We start from the raw sequence: 15,811 nt of genomic DNA on the forward strand, positions 1-15,811 counted from the left end.
ACGGCCGATACTCTGGTGAGAGTCACATCGACCGGCGAAGATCCGCGATCCACCAGGGATCGGAGGCCTGAGGTCGACACCTGCCGGACCGAGCTGGAAGGCGCATCAGTGGACCGAGACCACACCCCGGCGCCGCCGGGAGGCGATCAGGAGTCCGGGCTCGACGAGCTCGATCGGCTCTACCGCGCCGCCCAGATGTACTACGAGCAGGGCGCGACGCAGGCCCAGGTCGCCGAACAGCTGCAGGTCTCCCGTCCCTCCATCAGCCGACTGCTCGGTGAGGCCCGTCGACTGGGCATCGTGGAGATCCGTGTCCACCGGCCCACCGCCGTCGGCTCCGACGACCTCCGCCGCACCCTGCAGGAGCTGCTCGGCCTCCATGAGGTGCATCTCGCCCCCGGCGATCAGTCCCACCGGCTCGGACCCGGACTGGGCCCGGCGACCCGCCATGCGCTGGCCGACACCCCGCTCAGCGCCGGCGACGTCATGCTCATCTCCTCCGGAGCGACCACCTACGCGCTGGCCCAGCAGCGCCTCGGCGACTTCAGCGGCGTCGTGGTCGCGCCCACTGTGGGCGGTCAGGCCGAGCCTGACGCCTGGCACCAGACCAACGAGGTCGTCCGTGCCTTCACCGTCACCTCCGGGGGCTACCCGCACTACCTCTTCGCCCCCTCCATGCCCTCCCCGGCGCTCCTCGAGGCGCTTCAGGACGACCCCGGCTACCGGCAGATCGTCGACGACTGGCGCTCCGCCAAGGTGGCGCTGGTCGGGGTGGGCGCCCCCGCCTCGACCCGGGCCTCGATCGCCCGGTCCGTGCCGCGGGATCACCCCTCCCTGGTCCGGTCGGTGGGGGACGTCTGCCTGGCCTTCTACGACGACGACGGCCAGGAGGTCACCTTCCCCGGAGGCGAGCGGATGGTCCGCATCCCCGGAGACACCCTCAAGGGCGTGCCCACCCGGATCGCCGCGGCGGCGGGAGCGCAGAAGGTGCCCAGCATCATCGCCGGAGCCCGGGCCGGCTGGTTCAACATCCTGGTGACCGATGAGGCCACCGCCCGGGCGGTCGCCCGCGCGCTGAAGCGCTGAGGAGCTGCCTCTCCTCTGTTGCCTCTGCGGTTTGCGCCCTTATGGGGCCGATCCGCGCGTCATAAGGGCGCAAACTGCAGAGGCAACGGGCGGGGCGTCCCGAGACGGGGATCTAGCATGGGCGCATGAGTACCCCTGCCACTCAGCACCTCGACGACGACGGCGCGCGCCCCCTGTACTCCGCCGCCGTGGTCAATATCGGAGGCACCTCGGGGCGCGTCTGGGCCGAGGGCGGGCCGTCGCTGCCCACCGCCTCACCGTTCGACACGGATCGTCCGACGGGGTCGAACGGGAGCTCTGAAGTGGGCGCCGATCCCGAGCAGCTGCTCGGCATGGCCTGGAGCACCTGCCTCAACGCCACCCTGGAGGTCGTGCTGGCCGAGGCCGGCATCGAGGCGCGCTGCACCGTGCGGGTCGACGTCGACCTCCACCGTGAGCCGTCCGGAGCGGGCTATCGGTTCGTCCCCCGCGCCGTCGCCGCTGTGGAGGGGATGAGCCCGGATCAGGCCCGCCCGCATGTGGCGGCGGCCCACGCCCGGTGCCCCGTCTCGAAGCTGCTCACCGGAGTTCCAGGGGCGCCGGCGCACCCGCCGGTGCAGGTGGCGGAATTCTCTGCGCCCGCCCCGCGTTGAGACGGGGCGTGGACTCACCAGCACTGACCCGGGCGCGAGACCTGCCCGCACAGGCGAATCGCCCAGCCGATGGACGGGGCCCTCGGGCAGGGCGCCCCCGATGATCGAGCTCCAACACGTCACCAAGACCTACCGGCGCCGAGGGGCCGGACGCGGCGGCCCCGAGCTCCACGCCCTGCGGGGCATCGACCTCACCATCCAGGATGAGGAGATGTTCGGCGTCGTCGGCGAATCCGGGTCGGGGAAGTCCTCCCTGCTGCGGATGATCAACCACCTCGAGGCGCCCACGGCAGGCCGCGTGCTGGTGGACGGGGTCGACCTCGCCGCGCTCAGCCCGCGGGCCCGGCGTGCCCGACGCCGCCGCATCGGCATGGTCTTCCAGCAGTTCAACCTGCTGGCCAACAAGACCGTCTTCGACAACGCCGCCCTGCCGCTGCGCCTGCAGCGCCGCCGAGAGCGGGACCGGGTGATGCAGATGTTGGACTTCGTGAACATGGCCGATCACGCGCACAAACACCCCAGCCTGCTCAGCGGCGGGGAGAAGCAGCGGGTGGCCATCGCCCGGGCGCTGGTGACCGAGCCGGGAATCCTGCTCTGCGACGAGCCCACCTCCGCCCTGGACGACCACCACACCGAAGAGGTCATGGAGATCCTCGGCCAGATCCGGCGCGAGCTGCGCACCACGATCGTGCTGGTCAGCCACGAGCTCGACGTCATCAAGGCCTCCTGCGACCGAGCGGCCGTGCTGGAGCGGGGTCGGCTCACCGCGGTGGCCGACGTCGTCGCCCCGCCGCCGCGGGAAGCCTTCGCCACCTACGCCGAACGAGCCCAGAGGTACCTCGCATGATCGGGGAAGGCATGATCGGGGGCGCCCTGACGGCCCAGGGGAGCGGCGAGGGGATCCTCGCCGAGGTCGCTGGCTCCTTCGACGAGCTCACCGCCAGCCTGGGTGCGTATCGCGGGGAGATGCTCCAGGCCATCTGGGAGACCGGGCTGATGCTGGGCAACTCGCTGCTGGCCGCGGTGCTGCTGGGGCTGCCGATCGGCACGTGGATGTACCTCTCCCGGAGGAACGGGCCGCAGCCCCGCCACGGGCTCTACGCCGTGCTCAACGGCTATGTCAACGTGGTCCGCTCCGTGCCGTTCCTGCTGTTCGTGGTCGCACTGATCCCGTTCACCCGCTGGCTCGTCGGGACCTCCTTCGGCACCACCGCGGCTTCGGTGCCGCTGGCCTTCGTCGCGGTGGCGCTCTATGCCCGCTGGGTGGAGCAGACCCTGCTCGACGTGCCGCGGCAGACCGTGGAGCTCGCCGACGCCCTCGGGGCCAGCACCCTGCAGCTGATCACCCGGTTCCTCTACCCCGAAGCCCGCTCCGGACTGGTGCTGAGCCTGACCACGGTGACCATCTCCATGGTCTCCTACTCCACCATCATGGGAGTGGTGGGCGGCGGAGGAGTCGGTGACTTCGCCATCCGCTACGGGTACCAGACCTATGAGTACGAGATCATGTACGCCACCATCCTGATCATGATCGTGGTGGTGATGCTCCTCCAGGGGACCGGGACCTGGATCTCGCGGCGCATCGACCGCCGGGTGCCCTGACCAGCCCTGACCGCCCTGACCAGCCCTGACCGCCCTGACCAGCCCTGACCGCCCTGACCAGCTTGGACCCTCCGGTCCACCCGCACCGCCCACATCCGAAGAAGGAGACCATGTCACCTAGTCCCCGCCCCCGTCCCACCTCCCTCTCCGCCCACGGCTCCGCCCGGTTCCGTGCGCTGCTCCGGCCGCTCGCCGTCGTCACCGTGGGCGCGCTCCTGCTCGCCGGCTGCACCGAGGGCGGAGACACCACCGGTGATGAGTCCGGAGGCGACGCCGGGTCGGACACCACCATCCGGGTGGCCTCGCATATGCCGCCGATGACCGACGTCGTCGAGGTCGCCGGAGAGGTGGCCGAGGAGGAGGGCTGGACGGTGGAGCTTGTCCAGGTCAGCGACAACGTCCAATACAACCGGCTGCTGGCCGACGGTGAGGTGGACGCGAACTTCGCCCAGCATGAGCCGTACATGCAGGCCTTCAACGCCGAGCACGACGCCGAGCTGACCGCCCTGGCGCCGATCTATGACGCGAAGGTGGGCTTCTACTCGGCGGAGTTCGACGACGTCGCCGACATCCCTGAGGGTGCACAGGTCGCCATCCCCAACGACGCCTCGAACGAGGGCAGGGCTTTGGCGATCCTCGACGAGCACGGGCTGATCAGCCTGGCCGAGGGTGTCGGCTTCGAGGGGCGGATCTCTGACATCGAGGAGAACCCGAAGGACCTCGAATGGGTGCAGGTCGACCTGCTGAACCTCTCCTCGGCCTACGAGGAGGACGGCATCGCGATGGTCTACAACTATCCGACCTACATCGCCCGGGTGGGGCTGACCCCGCAGGACGCCATCCTGCTGGAGGAGACCGTGGACCAGCGCTTCGCGATCCAGCTGGTGGCCCGCGCCGAGGACGCCGACACCGAGAAGATCGAGGTGCTCGAGCAGGCCATGACCTCTGACGAGGTGCGTGACTTCCTGGAGGAGGAGCACAGCGAGACGCTGCTGCCCGCGTTCTGATCCTCCCGGGAGACCGGTCAGGTCGGCGTCAGGGCATCTTCGCCAGGATGCGGGTCACCGTCCGCCAGGTGCGGGTGGTGATCTGCTTGCCGAAGGCACGTTCCAGCCAGACCATCACGTCCGGGGTCTTCGCCGCGGTGGTGTCGGTGACGGACAGCACCGCGGCCGACGGCCCGTGATGGCCGAGCAGCTCGGTGGTCGACGACGGCGGCGTCGGCAGGTCCACGGTGTCCTGGACTGCGGCCGGATCCTTCAGGAACGTCGCCAGCAGATAGGTGGCCCGGGAGTGTTCCCGCTCGCCGAAGGGTGCGGCCTGCACCAGCGATTCCAACTCCGCTCGGCTGCGCAGCACGGTGCCTCCGTCGATGCCGAGGGCTTCCTGCAGCGCGGCCTGGATGTGTGCTTCGGCGTCGGCCCGCTCGGGGGAGCCGAGCGCGCCGCCGTCGTGCGGGACTTCACCGGAATCGGCGCTGAAGATGATGTTGCCGCTGGAGATCACCGAGGCGACGTCGTCGAACCCCAGATCCGTGAAGACCGCGCGCAGCTTCTCATTGCGCATGTTTGGGTTCCCCGGTCCGATGCCGCGCAGCAGCGCGCACCACGAAGGATCGGTGGTGGAATCGTGAGAGCTGGCCGGAGCCGGGGCTGCCATGGGCACAGACTACCGGTGCCCGACGGGGAGCAGGAGCTTCCTCGCCGGGCACCGGCTGAGACGTGAGAGGGGTCAGACGGGGACGGTGACCGCCGCGCGCAGCGCCTGGGCGGCTGCGCCGATGTCATCGGCCGAGTAGATGGCCCCGCCGGCGACCGCGATCTGCGCGCCCGCAGTCTGCACATCTGCGACAGTGGAGGCGCTGACCCCGCCGGCCACGGAGAACGGCACACCGGAGGCCCGCCCCGCGGTGAGGAGGTCATCCAGTGAGTAGCCCTCCTGAGCCTGTTCGTCCAGACCCGCGTGCATCTCGACGAGCTCAGCCCCGAGGTCCACGACCTCCTGGGCGCGGCGTGCCTTGTCCTTCACTCCGATCAGGTCCACGACGATGCCCTTGCCGTGGCGGCGGGCGGCTTCGACGGCACCGACGATGGTGCTGTCGTCAGCGGTGCCCAGCACGGTGACGAGGTCGGCGCCGGCGGTGAAGGCGATCTCGGCCTCCAGGGCGCCGGCGTCCATGGTCTTCAGGTCGGCGAAGACGACCTTGTCCGGGTGAGCCTCCTTCACGGCGGTGACCGCGCGGAGCCCTTCGCTCTTGATGAGCGGGGTGCCGAGTTCCAGGATGTCGACGTGAGGGGCCGCCGCAGCGGCCCACTGCAGGGCCTGCTCGGTGGTGAGGGTGTCCATGGCGAACTGGATCTTCATGAGAGTTCTCCTTCAGGGTTGGTCGGGGCGAATGGCGAGTTCGGACGGGTCGGGGATGGATGTCATTCCAGATTGGCGTGGCGCGGCCAGAGGTCGTCACCGGTGAGGCCGCTGCGCTGCCACAGGGCGTGGAACAGCGCATCTCCGAGCACGACCAGGCCCTGTTCGAAGAGGCTTCCGGCGTACTGCGCCGAGATGCTCCCGCTGCGATCGAGCTTCGCCGCTGCGGGCACCTCCACCGTCACCTGGGCGAGCTGCGCCAGCGGCGACTCCGGTGTGGCGGTGAGTGCGGCGACCGTCGCGCCGACGGACCGCGCCTTCTCGGCGGCCTGCAGGATGCCCGCGGTGGTTCCGGAGCCGCTGGCCACCAGCAGCACGTCCCCGGCCCGGATGGCTGGGGTGGTGATCTCGCCGACGACGTGGGTGGTCAGTCCCAGGTGCATCAGCCGCATCGCGGTCATCTTCAGGGCCAGGCCCGAGCGGCCCGAGCCCAGGACGAAGACCCGCTCAGCCCCCGAGACGACCGCGGCGAGGTCCTCCAAGGTGCGGCCGGCGAGCGTCAGGGTGTCAGAGCTCCGGGCAAGCTCGGAGGTGATCTCCTGCAGCGCACTGCCGACGGTGGTGTGCGTGGTCAGCGTGATGTTCGCGTTCATGGAGACGATCCTGCCCACCGGCCGGGCAGCGCACCATCCCTCGAAGGTCCAGTGAGACTGCCCGTTCGGCCAGGACTGCTCGGACGGGCAGGTCGGCTAGCCTGTGGGGCATGACGCAGGATCCGACGCAGGACCCCCACGAGCTGCCCGCGCCCGCGGATCGTCGCCACGCCTCGCAGCACGCCCGCTCCGTCTCGGAGCTGGCGGATCGGCAGGCGGTGACGCTGGAGACCATTCTGGCGGCGCTGCGCTCGCCGCGGCTGGGGGACCGCGAAGCGCGGGAGACCGCGACTGGCATCGCCGCCGCCGCGCTGGTGGAGGCGCGTTCCTCCGCGCGGCAGGGGGCGGACCTGTTGGAGCCGGTCACCGGGGCCTTCGGGCGTCTGAAGGCCGAGTTGCGCCCGCTGGTGCGTCATGGCCGCGTGGAGGTGGAGTTCGTGGAGCCTCCGCCCAACGGCCGGGCGCTGCCCGGAGATGTGGCGCAGGCGGCACGGGCGATCGTCCGCAGCGCCGTGCTGATCGTCGTCGATTCGTCCGAGGCCCGCCGCGTCCGGGTCCATTGGGACTGCGACGGTCTGCACCTGCTGATCCACCTCCGCGATGACGGGGTTGGGGAGCTCCGTGCCCATGACGACGCGCTCCGCCCGATCGCCGAGCATCTGAGTGCGCTCGGCGGCAGGATGGAGGTGGAGTCCACGCGAGGGTGGGGCACCGAGATCAGCATCGCCGTCCCGCTGGACCCGGCACCGGCGGCGCTTCCGATGGAGGATCTCGCGGAGCTGAGCCCGCGGGAGGCCGAGGTGCTGCAGCACCTGGCCCGTGGTTCGCGCAACGCCGAGATCGCGGGCGAGCTGGGGATCAGCGACCACACCGTCAAGTTCCACATCTCCAAGCTGCTCCGCAAGACCGGCACACGGAACCGCGCGGAGCTCATCGCGCTGCTGCGCTGAGAAGCATGGGAGCCAGACCAATGACCCACCAGATCATCTCCACCAGGCAGCTGGCCCCTGCCCCGTGGAACCCCAACCCGTGGAGCCCCGCCCCTGGGTCCAGAGGTCGACGCCGGCGGGCCGGGGCAGGGATTCCTCTGGCGGCTCAGTCTCGCGGATCTGGTGGATGACTGCGCCTTCTCCGCGCTGCCAGGGGTGGGCCGCGTGTTCACCCTCGTCACCCCAGGCTCGCGGTGAGGTGCGCGTCGAGCACCTCGCGGCCGGCTGGTCGGCGCTGGACCCTGCCGAGGTCGCGATCTTCGTGCTCTCCGGGTCGGTGAGCCTCCGAGACGGGGGAGAGCTGGCCCAGGGCCAGACTCTCCGGCCGCATGGCCCGGCTCGCATCCATGCGGACGGGTCAGCAGTGGTGGCCCGTGTCCGGGTCCGGGATCAGGTCGCGGGGCATGAGGGGGTTCGCTGAGGGGAATCGATGGACTCGTCAGCAGGTTGAGGCAGGTGAGCTCGTCGTCTTGCGTCATGTGCGGCGGGCCAGCGCCTGCCGGCGTGCTACGTTCACTAGCCGTCCGGACAGCTCGTCCATGACCACACACCTCGGGGGAAATCTGATGACTCACCGCCGCGTCCTGCCCGCCGCCGCGATCGCCGCACTGCTGATCTCCACGGCCGCCTGCAGCGCCGATGACACCGCCGACGTCGGCGAGGACACTGACGAGGAGTCCGCCGCCGGGCTCACCCTGGAGGACGTCCAGGAGGAAGGCACCCTGACGGTCGGCACCGAGGGCACCTACCGGCCCTTCTCCTACCATGAGGGCGGCTCCGGGGACCTGACCGGCTACGACGTCGACATCGTCACCGCCGTGGCCGAGAAGCTGGGGGTGGAGGTCCAGTTCGAGGAGACCCAGTGGGACGCCATGTTCGCCGGGCTGGAGTCCGCGCGCTTCGACGTCGTCGCCAACCAGGTCTCCGTCACCGAGGACCGCCAGGAGTCCTACCTGTTCTCCGAGCCCTATACCGTCAGCAACGGGGTCATCGTCACCCTGGCCGACAACGAGGAGATCACCAGCTTCGAAGACCTCGAGGGCAAGACCACCGCGCAGTCGCTGACCAGCAACTGGTACGACCTCGCCGTCGAGGCCGGCGCCGACGTCGAGGGTGTGGAAGGCTGGGCCCAGTCGGTGACCCTGCTGGAGCAGGGCCGGGTGGACGCCACCATCAATGACAAGCTCACCTACCTGGACTACCAGGCCACCGAGGACAACGAGAACATCGCGATCGCGGCCGAGACCGACGACCAGTCCTTCGCCGCCCTCACCTTCCGGCAGGGCAGCGAGTCGCTCGTGGAGGCCGTGGACGAGGCGCTCGCAGAGCTGGCCGAGGACGGCACGCTGACGGAGATCAGCGAAGAGTACTTCGACGCCGACGTCTCGCAGTGATCGGGGGCGGTGTCCATGGAGTGGTTGTCTGAGCTCGACTGGGAGCTCGTGGCAGATTCCTTCTGGCCGATGCTCAGGGCCGGCCTGACCGGGACCATCCCGCTGACCCTTGCGAGCTTCTCGCTGGGACTGATCCTCGCGCTCGTCGTCGCGCTGATGAGGATCAGCAGCATCCGTCCCGTCTCCTGGATCGCGCGCGCCTACATCTCTGTCATCCGCGGCACCCCGCTGCTGGTGCAGCTGTTCGTGATCTTCTTCGGCCTGCCCTCGGTCGGGGTGACCATCGACCCCTGGCCCAGTGCGGTCATCGCATTCTCGCTGAACGTGGGCGGCTACGCCGCCGAGGTGATCCGTGCGGCCATCCTCTCGGTGCCGGTGGGGCAGTGGGAGGCCGGGTACACCATCGGCATGTCCCGGGTGCAGACACTGCGTCGGCTCATCCTGCCGCAGGCCGCCCGGGTCTCGGTGCCGCCGTTGTCCAACACGTTCATCTCCCTGGTGAAGGACACCTCGCTGGCCTCGCTGATCCTGGTCACCGAGATGTTCCGCGCGGCTCAGCAGATCGCCGCGTTCAGCCAACAGTTCATGGTGCTCTACGTGGAGGCCGCAGTGATCTACTGGGTGTTCTGTCTGGTCCTCTCCTCGGGCCAGATGCGCCTGGAGAGGAGGCTGGATCGATATGTCGCCCGCTGAACCCTCCGCCGTCGAGCCGTTCGGAGGTGCGCGCCCTGGCGCCGCGCTGCTGCGCGTGTCCGGGCTGAACAAGTCCTTCGGAGACCATGAGGTGCTGCGCCACATCGACCTGCAGGTCGACGCCGGCAAGGTGCTGGCGCTGATCGGCCCCTCCGGGTCCGGGAAGACCACGGTGCTGCGCTGCCTCAACGGGCTGGAGCGTCCCGACGCCGGGGTCATCGCCTTCGACGGCGGCCCAGAAGTCACCTTCGGCCCGCGCACCAGGCGCCGGGAGAAGGAGTCCCTGCGCACGCGCAGCGCGATGGTGTTCCAGGGCTACAACCTCTTCCCGCACAAGACAGTGATCCAGAACGTCATCGAAGGCCCGGTGCAGGTGCAGCGCCGCCCCAAGGCGGAGGCCATCGCCAACGCCGAACGGCTGCTGGGGAGGGTGGGTCTCGCCGAGAAGCGGGACCAGTACCCGCACCAGCTCTCCGGCGGCCAGCAGCAGCGGGTGGGGATCGTCCGAGCCCTGGCGATGAAGCCTGCCCTGCTGCTCTTCGACGAGCCCACCTCCGCCCTGGACCCCGAGCTGGTGGGCGACGTGCTCACTGTGATCAAGGAGCTGGCCGAGGAGGGGTGGACCATGGTCCTGGTGACTCACGAGCTGGCCTTCGCCCGAGAGGTCGCCGACCAGGTGGTCTTCATGGACGGAGGCGTGGTTGTGGAGGAGGGACCGGCCAGCGAGGTGCTGCGCCGTCCCCGCCGGGACCGCACCCAGCGGTTCGTCCACCGGCTGCTGAACCCGTTCTGACAGGCCGCCCGGGGCCCTCAGGTCAGTCGAACTGCAGGGGTGTCCATCCTGCGGGGAGTGGGGGAGAGATCGAGGCACGTGCGCGATCCTCGCGCTCAGACCAGCCCTGTCCGCCGTCTGCTGTGTGGTCGGCCATCACAGCCCCGGTCACCACGCGGAACCCGACATCCTCGATGATCGCGTTCGGGGCGTTCCCGCGCCGCACGCCGACGCGGCAGCTCCACACAGGGTCGGCCCAGCCGCCGCCCTTCAGCAGGCGGTAGTCCGCGTAGCGGGCGGGGTCCAGGCGATCCCAGCACCACTCCCAGACGTTGCCGAGCGTGTCGACCAGTCCGTAGCTGTTCGCCGCTTTGCGGCCCACCGGCTGAGGGCCGCTGACACCATCGGCGGCCGCCCACGCAATGTCGGCCAGGAGGCCGTGCCGCGCACCCGTGTCGCCACCCAGGCTCGCATGGACCCACTCGGCCTCCGTCGGCAACCGATACCCGTCGGCAGCTGGTTTCCAGCGCACTGCCCCACCATCGACGCGATAGGCCGGCTCGCGTCCGTCGTGCTCGGAGGCTGTGTTGCACCATGTCACAGCGTCGAACCAGCGGACGCCGGTCGCGGGCAGGTCTCCTCCATTCGCCGATGCCGCGCCGAGATGTCCGGCAGCGAGCTCTGTGACCGTGACAGGGGCAATACCAGCGTGGAAGGGCAACGGTGTGACGGTGCGCTCCGTGCCCCGCCGAGCGTCTCTCAGCTGGACGGCTCCGCCCGGGATCGATGCGAGAGAGTTCATCGCGATTCGCCAGGACCGTCATTCATGCTGCCATTCTCGCTGAAACGGGCTGGTCGTCAACGGGTCGCCAGGATCGCGCCGTGTGGTCGCCTGCCCGGGTCGGTGCGTGTCTCGATATGGGTGAGGGCGAACCCCGCCGACTCGACCTCGGACGCCAGGACGTCGGTCGGCCAATAGTAGGCGGTCGTGATCGCATGCTCGAAGGATTCCACTCTCGGGCCTGTGAAGAATCCCAGCGCGAGGCCGGCACCCGCACGGAGGCATCGCGCGAACTCGGCGAGCGGCGCACTGATGCGGTCAGGCGCGGTGTGGATGAGCGAGTACCAGGCGAGCACGCCACCCAGCCTGCCAGCTTCTGCGCCGAGGTCTTCTGCGTGGCCCACGCGATATCGCCCATCCGGATAGGTGGACCTCGCGCTGTCGATGAACTCGGCCACAGGGTCGATGCCTTCGGCGGCGACGCCCAGGCAGCAGAGATGGTGCGTCCACTGGCCCGGACCGCATCCCACGTCGATCACCGGTCCCTCGAGGCTGCCTGCCCACCGCCGGATGAGCACCAGATCAGGGGCGGCCAAGTGGTCGACGCTCCCGAGCGCAGCGACGTACTCGTCTGCTCGGGCCCTGTAGGAGGACCGGACGGATTCGAAAGTCATGCCACCAGTCAACACCCGTTGCTCGTCTCTGTGTCTCAGGCTGTGCGTATCGGGTCGAGTGGCGCATTCTTAATTCATGGAGGAATCAGAGTTGCTTGTCATTGGCGGAGCGTCCGGGGTGGGGAAGTCATCGGCCGCGTTCGCGCTTCACGACCTCCTGTCAGCGCAGGAAGTGCGGCATGCGGTGGTGGAGGGCGACGCGCTCGACCTCGCCCACCCGGCCCCCTGGCACTCAGGTATCGCTTTCCGGAACCTCTCAGCGATCTGGGCCAATTACAGAGCATTTGGCTATAACCGGCTGGTTTTCACCAACACAGTCTCCGTCTTGGAGGGCGCCGCTATCGCGGACGCCATGGGCGACCAGCCTCGCATGACAGCGGTGCTGCTCCAGGCGACCACACGCACGATCCACGACCGACTCGGCAGACGCGAGCGAGGGGAGAGCTTGGACGCGCATGCAGAGAGGAGCAGGGTCGCCGCCCTACGCCTCGACACCGAGGCCGGCCCCGCTGTACACCGGATCAACACAGAGAGTAGGTCCCCTCACGAGGTCGCCCTACAGATGAATTCGCTACTCGGCTGGGTCGGCTGAGTCACGGTCAGAGACTCAAGGGTGCGGTGCGCTACGATCGGCGGCGGCCTCAACGATTGACGCTCCGACGTCCTCGTCCAGGGCACTGGGCTGGCAGACTGCTGGAAGGCTCGGTCCCAGAAAGGTCGGTGCGATGAACGAACCACGCCAGCCCGACGGCGCGCTGATTCTCATCTCGGCTCCTCCCGGGACAGGGAAGTCCACCGTGCTCCCCCATATGATCTCGCTGGCTCGTGGACGCGCAGTCGTGGCGGATATCGACGAAGTGCTCGAACATGGCACTCTTCTGGGCGTCAAGGTCGCCGACCGCTCTGCGGCAGCGATCTGGCCAGCCTACGACAGGCTCTGGGAACGCATAACGTCTTTCGTGACACGTTCTGGCTTCGACATGGTCCTTTTCGCGCAGGTGCTCGACAAACACCCCGCGCCAGGGGCGGGAACGGTCATCGGCTGGGAAATCGACGACGATGTCCGGGACATTCGCCTCCAAAACCGCCAAGAATCAAAGGCGACCATCGCCGATGCACGGCTGGATGCCATTGCGCTCCGGAAATTGCTGCCTCGAAGCTCGATCATCTACACAAGCCGTGCCGAAACACCTGAGAGGTGCGCCGATGCGCTCTGGAGGGCTGTGGAACCCCATCTGCAAAGTAAGTAGGCGGTAGGTCACAGTCCTGCTTTGGGTACTTCAAACAGTGGGAAGTTCTTGGAGGGGGTCGAGGCTCGTGGCCCAGCCGAGAACGTAGTGAGGGCGCGCGCTGATCATCTCGGCGATCTGCCCTCCTTCTTTGCGCAGCTATGCCGGCCGCCGGATTACGGACCCGCCTCAGCCGGTGTGCCGGGCGAAGGCCTCCCTCATCTCGGCGGGCAGGCGGCAGGGGCGGCCGGTGTCCCGGTCCACGGTGACGATCCGGGTGGTGGCGGTGACCCTCGGCTCGGTGTCGCCGTCGGCGAGGATCCGGTAGGCGATGTCCAGGCTGGCGCCGGCGAGCTTGGCGATGCTCATCTCCACGGTCACCGGCGCGGTCTGATAGTCGATCTGCCGCAGATAGCGGATGGTCACCTCGGCGACCACGGACCACACCGGGGAGTCCGCGGTCAGCGGCGGGAAACCGCCGTCGTCGTCATCGGTGGTGCGCCAGAAACCGCGGGTGCGAGCCTCCTCGAGGATCCGCATCACCGCGGCGTTGTTCACATGTCCGAAGGCGTCCTGGTCGCCCCAGCGCAGCTCGATCGGAACCCGCACGCTCATCCGTCGCCTCACTTCCTGCCGGACATCCGGACCGACGCTGGTCAGGGTAGCAAGCGGTGTACGGTGGCCCCATGAACGAGAGCCTCGGCATCACCCCGACGACGGCACTGATCGTAGTCGACGTCCAGCAGGGCTTCCGCGACGCCGAGCACTGGGGCCGCCGTGGGAACCCGGACAGCGAGCAGAACATCCACCGGCTGCTGCAGGCCTGGCGGGACGTGAAGATGCCGGTGGTGCTGGTCAGCCACGCCTCGACCGACCCGGATTCGCCACTGCACCCCTCACACCAGGGGCACCAGTTGGAAGAGATCGTGGAGGGCTCGGCCGACCTGCACGTGGTCAAGTCCGTGAACTCCTCTTTCCACGGAACACCGGACCTGGACGCCTGGCTGCGCGCCGCCGGGATCGAGACGATCGTGGTCTGCGGGATCTCCACCAATCACTGCTGTGAGACCACGGCCCGGGTCGGTGGGAACCTGGGGCATCGGGTGCTCTTCGCCCTGGACGCCACCCACTCCTTTGACCGCACCGGTCCTGACGGCCGGGTGCTCACCGCCGAGCAGCTGATGCAGGCCACCGCGACGAACCTGCACGGGGAGTTCGCCACCGTGGTCTCCACCGAGGAGTTGCTGGAAGCGGTTCCGCGTCAGGGCTGACCAGGTCAGACCGCCCCGCGCAGCCTCAGTCCTGCAGCGGTGAGCCCACCGAGGTGAAATGCTGCTGCGTCATCTCCCCGGTGAGCAGGGGCATGGCCTCGGCGATCGCCTCTCGGGTGCTCTCGAGCTGCAGGGACTGCTCATGGGCCGAGGCAGAGGTCCAGGTCTCTGCGACGAAGACGGTGTCCGGGTGGTCCTCGTCGACGCCGACCTCGTAGCTCAGGCATCCGGAGGCGGCCAGCTGAGGCGAATGGCGGGTCAGGATGGCGACGACGGCGTCGCGGTGGCCGGGCTGGGTCACGAAGGAGCCCGTGTTCACGTAGGTCATGGGATGACGCTAGCGCCTGGAGGACCTCGGCGGGACGCTTCCCGGCCGCAGGGGTGTGAGCTCGGAGCGGTGCGACTTAGACTGCTGCGGTGCTGACCCCAAGAGATCCCCTCACCTGGACCCCGCGCCGCATCGCCGTGGCCGGGACCTCCGGGGCAGGCAAGACCACCCTCGCGGACCGGCTGGCTGAGCGCCTGGACTGCCCCCGGGTGGAGCTGGATTCGCTGTTCCACGGCCCCGACTGGACCCCACGGGACAGCTTCACCGATGACGTCGACCGCTTCACCTCCGGCGATCGCTGGGTCATCGAGCACCAGTACCGAGAGGTCCGTCCGCTGATCGCCGCCCGGGCGGACACCCTCCTGTGGCTGGACTATCCGGACTGGCTGTCTGTGCAGCGGCTGGTCCGGCGGACCGTGCGGCGTCGGCTGACCGGAGCTGAGCTGTGGAACGGCAACCGGGAGGGCCCGCTGCGGGAGTTCTTCACCGAGGAGGACCACATCATCCGCTGGGGGATCCGTACCCGGGGCCGTCTTCGTCCGGTCATTCCGACTGTGGAGGAGCAGTACCCGCAGCTGCATGTTGTCCGGTTCCGTTGGCCCCGCGAGGTCGAGGCCTGGCTGGGCCGGCTGTCGTAGAGGGTCAGCGCGGTGTCGGGTGAAGGTTGGTGAGATGCCCTGCCGATGGTGGAGCACACGCAGCAGGTCGATGTGGTCGGGGCCGTCGAGGTAGACCAGGGCGTGCGGATGTCGGGTCAGTGACCAGCTCCGCAGGCCAGGGATTCGCAGGTCCGTCGCCCAGCGGGATGAACCGATGCTCCTGGGAGGCATAGGCCTCCACCACCTTCGGGGCGGGCAAGACCACTCTCGCGGACTGGCTGGCCGAGCGCATCTCACTGCGTTGTGGGTACGATGTACGCATCGAAGCCACGGACGACATCCAGGTGCCCCAGGAGGATCTATGACCCTGATCGAGCGACGAGCCACCGCGGCAGGTCTGGTTGGTCTCAGTGTCTTTCAAAGTGGTCTCGCCCTCGGTGCTCCGTGGGGTCGAGCGAGTTACGGTGGCGCTCATGCTGGCGCGCTTCCCGCCCACCTGAGGGCCGTCAGTGCTGGCAGCACGGTGGCCTATGCGGGACTCGCCTGGGCCGTCGTGAGTCCCCGCACCCCTGTGCGACTGCGTCGGCGCATTCTCACCGGAGTGGCTGGGGTGATGAGTCTGGCCGTCGTCGTCAATGGGCTCTCGCCATCTCGGCCCGAGCGGGCCACCTGGACACCGGTCTCAGCTGGCCTGGCACTGTCAGCATGGCGCGCGCGGCGTGGCACGACGCACTGAAACAGTTG

At 68.9% G+C, this 15,811-nt stretch carries 22 protein-coding genes; 15 read left to right on the forward strand and 7 right to left on the reverse strand.

Annotated features, from left to right (window positions below; all coding sequences use genetic code 11):
• Window positions 1-108: 108 nt before the first annotated feature.
• The 5 genes from HNR09_RS10365 to HNR09_RS10385 all read left to right on the forward strand — a co-directional run bounded on the left by HNR09_RS10365 (window position 109) and on the right by HNR09_RS10385 (window position 4,327).
• Window positions 109-1,086 (forward strand): sugar-binding transcriptional regulator, encoded by a 978-nt coding sequence (locus HNR09_RS10365; RefSeq protein ID WP_343047517.1) that lies wholly within the window; start codon window positions 109-111, stop codon window positions 1,084-1,086.
• 125 nt (window positions 1,087-1,211) lie between these two features.
• Window positions 1,212-1,718: an OsmC family protein gene (locus HNR09_RS10370; RefSeq protein WP_179541963.1), complete on the forward strand. Its 507-nt coding sequence runs from the start codon at window positions 1,212-1,214 to the stop codon at window positions 1,716-1,718.
• A 100-nt stretch (window positions 1,719-1,818) separates the two neighbouring features.
• Window positions 1,819-2,565 (forward strand): ATP-binding cassette domain-containing protein, encoded by a 747-nt coding sequence (locus HNR09_RS10375; RefSeq protein ID WP_179541964.1) that lies wholly within the window; start codon window positions 1,819-1,821, stop codon window positions 2,563-2,565.
• Entirely contained in the window at window positions 2,562-3,320 is a 759-nt protein-coding gene (locus HNR09_RS10380) for a methionine ABC transporter permease (protein ID WP_246348790.1), read from the forward strand. The genes HNR09_RS10375 and HNR09_RS10380 overlap by 4 nt, the downstream gene beginning before the upstream one ends.
• A gap of 110 nt (window positions 3,321-3,430) precedes the next feature.
• Window positions 3,431-4,327 (forward strand): MetQ/NlpA family ABC transporter substrate-binding protein, encoded by an 897-nt coding sequence (locus tag HNR09_RS10385; protein WP_179541965.1) that lies wholly within the window; start codon window positions 3,431-3,433, stop codon window positions 4,325-4,327.
• A 28-nt stretch (window positions 4,328-4,355) separates the two neighbouring features.
• Here HNR09_RS10385 and HNR09_RS10390 read toward each other — a convergent pair whose 3' ends face one another.
• The 3 genes from HNR09_RS10390 to hxlB all read right to left on the reverse strand — a co-directional run bounded on the left by HNR09_RS10390 (window position 4,356) and on the right by hxlB (window position 6,337).
• Window positions 4,356-4,979, reverse strand: a complete 624-nt coding sequence (locus HNR09_RS10390; protein WP_179541966.1) for a DUF1697 domain-containing protein — start codon at window positions 4,977-4,979, stop codon at window positions 4,356-4,358.
• A gap of 72 nt (window positions 4,980-5,051) precedes the next feature.
• Window positions 5,052-5,684 (reverse strand): 3-hexulose-6-phosphate synthase, encoded by a 633-nt coding sequence (hxlA, locus tag HNR09_RS10395; RefSeq protein ID WP_179541967.1) that lies wholly within the window; start codon window positions 5,682-5,684, stop codon window positions 5,052-5,054.
• Between the two features lie 62 nt (window positions 5,685-5,746).
• Window positions 5,747-6,337 carry a 6-phospho-3-hexuloisomerase gene (hxlB, locus tag HNR09_RS10400; protein ID WP_179541968.1) on the reverse strand — a complete coding sequence of 197 codons (591 nt, stop codon included), beginning with the start codon at window positions 6,335-6,337 and terminating at the stop codon, window positions 5,747-5,749.
• Window positions 6,338-6,447: 110 nt separating this feature from the next.
• On the opposite strand from hxlB, the gene HNR09_RS10405 reads away from it, so the two are divergent.
• The 6 genes from HNR09_RS10405 (at window position 6,448) to HNR09_RS10430 (ending at window position 10,206) form a co-directional block, all read left to right on the forward strand.
• A complete protein-coding gene (locus HNR09_RS10405; RefSeq protein ID WP_179541969.1) occupies window positions 6,448-7,287 on the forward strand; it encodes a helix-turn-helix transcriptional regulator in 840 nt (279 codons plus the stop codon).
• Window positions 7,288-7,380: 93 nt separating this feature from the next.
• Window positions 7,381-7,524 (forward strand): HutD family protein, encoded by a 144-nt coding sequence (locus HNR09_RS16605; protein WP_378939223.1) that lies wholly within the window; start codon window positions 7,381-7,383, stop codon window positions 7,522-7,524.
• A gap of 1 nt (window position 7,525) precedes the next feature.
• Window positions 7,526-7,747, forward strand: a complete 222-nt coding sequence (locus HNR09_RS10415) for a hypothetical protein (RefSeq protein ID WP_179541970.1) — start codon at window positions 7,526-7,528, stop codon at window positions 7,745-7,747.
• Between the two features lie 145 nt (window positions 7,748-7,892).
• Window positions 7,893-8,720, forward strand: a complete 828-nt coding sequence (locus HNR09_RS10420; RefSeq protein ID WP_179541971.1) for an amino acid ABC transporter substrate-binding protein — start codon at window positions 7,893-7,895, stop codon at window positions 8,718-8,720.
• A 69-nt stretch (window positions 8,721-8,789) separates the two neighbouring features.
• Window positions 8,790-9,413 carry an amino acid ABC transporter permease gene (locus HNR09_RS10425; protein ID WP_246349232.1) on the forward strand — a complete coding sequence of 208 codons (624 nt, stop codon included), beginning with the start codon at window positions 8,790-8,792 and terminating at the stop codon, window positions 9,411-9,413.
• Window positions 9,400-10,206: an amino acid ABC transporter ATP-binding protein gene (locus tag HNR09_RS10430; protein WP_281366349.1), complete on the forward strand. Its 807-nt coding sequence runs from the start codon at window positions 9,400-9,402 to the stop codon at window positions 10,204-10,206. The genes HNR09_RS10425 and HNR09_RS10430 overlap by 14 nt, the downstream gene beginning before the upstream one ends.
• Before the next feature lie 22 nt (window positions 10,207-10,228).
• On the opposite strand, the gene HNR09_RS10435 is transcribed toward HNR09_RS10430, so the two are convergent.
• A complete protein-coding gene (locus tag HNR09_RS10435; protein WP_179541973.1) occupies window positions 10,229-10,987 on the reverse strand; it encodes a formylglycine-generating enzyme family protein in 759 nt (252 codons plus the stop codon).
• Between the two features lie 56 nt (window positions 10,988-11,043).
• A complete protein-coding gene (locus HNR09_RS10440) occupies window positions 11,044-11,640 on the reverse strand; it encodes a class I SAM-dependent methyltransferase (protein WP_179541974.1) in 597 nt (198 codons plus the stop codon).
• A gap of 76 nt (window positions 11,641-11,716) precedes the next feature.
• On the opposite strand from HNR09_RS10440, the gene HNR09_RS10445 reads away from it, so the two are divergent.
• Complete coding sequence (locus HNR09_RS10445; protein WP_179541975.1) at window positions 11,717-12,232, forward strand: nucleoside/nucleotide kinase family protein; 516 nt, start codon at window positions 11,717-11,719, stop codon at window positions 12,230-12,232.
• Window positions 12,233-12,365: 133 nt separating this feature from the next.
• The gene (locus HNR09_RS10450; protein WP_179541976.1) at window positions 12,366-12,890 is read left to right on the forward strand and encodes a P-loop nucleotide/nucleoside kinase family protein; all 525 of its coding nucleotides are present in this window, start codon (window positions 12,366-12,368) and stop codon (window positions 12,888-12,890) included.
• Between the two features lie 168 nt (window positions 12,891-13,058).
• Here the strand turns inward: HNR09_RS10450 and HNR09_RS10455 are convergent, their stop codons facing one another.
• Window positions 13,059-13,484: an acyl-CoA thioesterase gene (locus HNR09_RS10455; protein WP_179541977.1), complete on the reverse strand. Its 426-nt coding sequence runs from the start codon at window positions 13,482-13,484 to the stop codon at window positions 13,059-13,061.
• Window positions 13,485-13,555: 71 nt separating this feature from the next.
• On the opposite strand from HNR09_RS10455, the gene HNR09_RS10460 reads away from it, so the two are divergent.
• Entirely contained in the window at window positions 13,556-14,140 is a 585-nt protein-coding gene (locus HNR09_RS10460) for a cysteine hydrolase family protein (protein ID WP_179541978.1), read from the forward strand.
• Window positions 14,141-14,165: 25 nt separating this feature from the next.
• Here HNR09_RS10460 and HNR09_RS10465 read toward each other — a convergent pair whose 3' ends face one another.
• On the reverse strand, window positions 14,166-14,468 hold the full coding sequence (locus HNR09_RS10465; protein WP_179541979.1) for a putative quinol monooxygenase: 303 nt from the start codon (window positions 14,466-14,468) through the stop codon (window positions 14,166-14,168).
• Window positions 14,469-14,557: 89 nt separating this feature from the next.
• Between HNR09_RS10465 and HNR09_RS10470 the strand changes: the two genes are divergently transcribed.
• On the forward strand, window positions 14,558-15,106 hold the full coding sequence (locus HNR09_RS10470; RefSeq protein WP_179541980.1) for a P-loop NTPase family protein: 549 nt from the start codon (window positions 14,558-14,560) through the stop codon (window positions 15,104-15,106).
• Window positions 15,107-15,811: the final 705 nt, after the last annotated feature.

The organism is Nesterenkonia xinjiangensis (assembly GCF_013410745.1).
GTDB lineage: Bacteria > Actinomycetota > Actinomycetes > Actinomycetales > Micrococcaceae > Nesterenkonia > Nesterenkonia xinjiangensis.

Bases quoted from the DNA above. Each gene is read 5' to 3' on its own strand.
- HNR09_RS10370 (WP_179541963.1), top strand. From the start codon at position 1,212: ATGAGTACCCCTGCCACTCAGCACCTCGACGACGACGGCGCGCGCCCC.
- HNR09_RS10375 (WP_179541964.1), top strand. From the start codon at position 1,819: ATGATCGAGCTCCAACACGTCACCAAGACCTACCGGCGCCGAGGGGCC.
- HNR09_RS10380 (WP_246348790.1), top strand. From the start codon at position 2,562: ATGATCGGGGAAGGCATGATCGGGGGCGCCCTGACGGCCCAGGGGAGC.
- HNR09_RS10385 (WP_179541965.1), top strand. From the start codon at position 3,431: ATGTCACCTAGTCCCCGCCCCCGTCCCACCTCCCTCTCCGCCCACGGC.
- HNR09_RS10390 (WP_179541966.1), bottom strand. From the start codon at position 4,979: ATGGCAGCCCCGGCTCCGGCCAGCTCTCACGATTCCACCACCGATCCT.
- hxlA (WP_179541967.1), bottom strand. From the start codon at position 5,684: ATGAAGATCCAGTTCGCCATGGACACCCTCACCACCGAGCAGGCCCTG.
- hxlB (WP_179541968.1), bottom strand. From the start codon at position 6,337: ATGAACGCGAACATCACGCTGACCACGCACACCACCGTCGGCAGTGCG.
- HNR09_RS10405 (WP_179541969.1), top strand. From the start codon at position 6,448: ATGACGCAGGATCCGACGCAGGACCCCCACGAGCTGCCCGCGCCCGCG.
- HNR09_RS10420 (WP_179541971.1), top strand. From the start codon at position 7,893: ATGACTCACCGCCGCGTCCTGCCCGCCGCCGCGATCGCCGCACTGCTG.
- HNR09_RS10425 (WP_246349232.1), top strand. From the start codon at position 8,790: ATGCTCAGGGCCGGCCTGACCGGGACCATCCCGCTGACCCTTGCGAGC.
- HNR09_RS10430 (WP_281366349.1), top strand. From the start codon at position 9,400: ATGTCGCCCGCTGAACCCTCCGCCGTCGAGCCGTTCGGAGGTGCGCGC.
- HNR09_RS10435 (WP_179541973.1), bottom strand. From the start codon at position 10,987: ATGAACTCTCTCGCATCGATCCCGGGCGGAGCCGTCCAGCTGAGAGAC.
- HNR09_RS10440 (WP_179541974.1), bottom strand. From the start codon at position 11,640: ATGACTTTCGAATCCGTCCGGTCCTCCTACAGGGCCCGAGCAGACGAG.
- HNR09_RS10445 (WP_179541975.1), top strand. From the start codon at position 11,717: ATGGAGGAATCAGAGTTGCTTGTCATTGGCGGAGCGTCCGGGGTGGGG.
- HNR09_RS10450 (WP_179541976.1), top strand. From the start codon at position 12,366: ATGAACGAACCACGCCAGCCCGACGGCGCGCTGATTCTCATCTCGGCT.
- HNR09_RS10455 (WP_179541977.1), bottom strand. From the start codon at position 13,484: ATGAGCGTGCGGGTTCCGATCGAGCTGCGCTGGGGCGACCAGGACGCC.
- HNR09_RS10460 (WP_179541978.1), top strand. From the start codon at position 13,556: ATGAACGAGAGCCTCGGCATCACCCCGACGACGGCACTGATCGTAGTC.
- HNR09_RS10465 (WP_179541979.1), bottom strand. From the start codon at position 14,468: ATGACCTACGTGAACACGGGCTCCTTCGTGACCCAGCCCGGCCACCGC.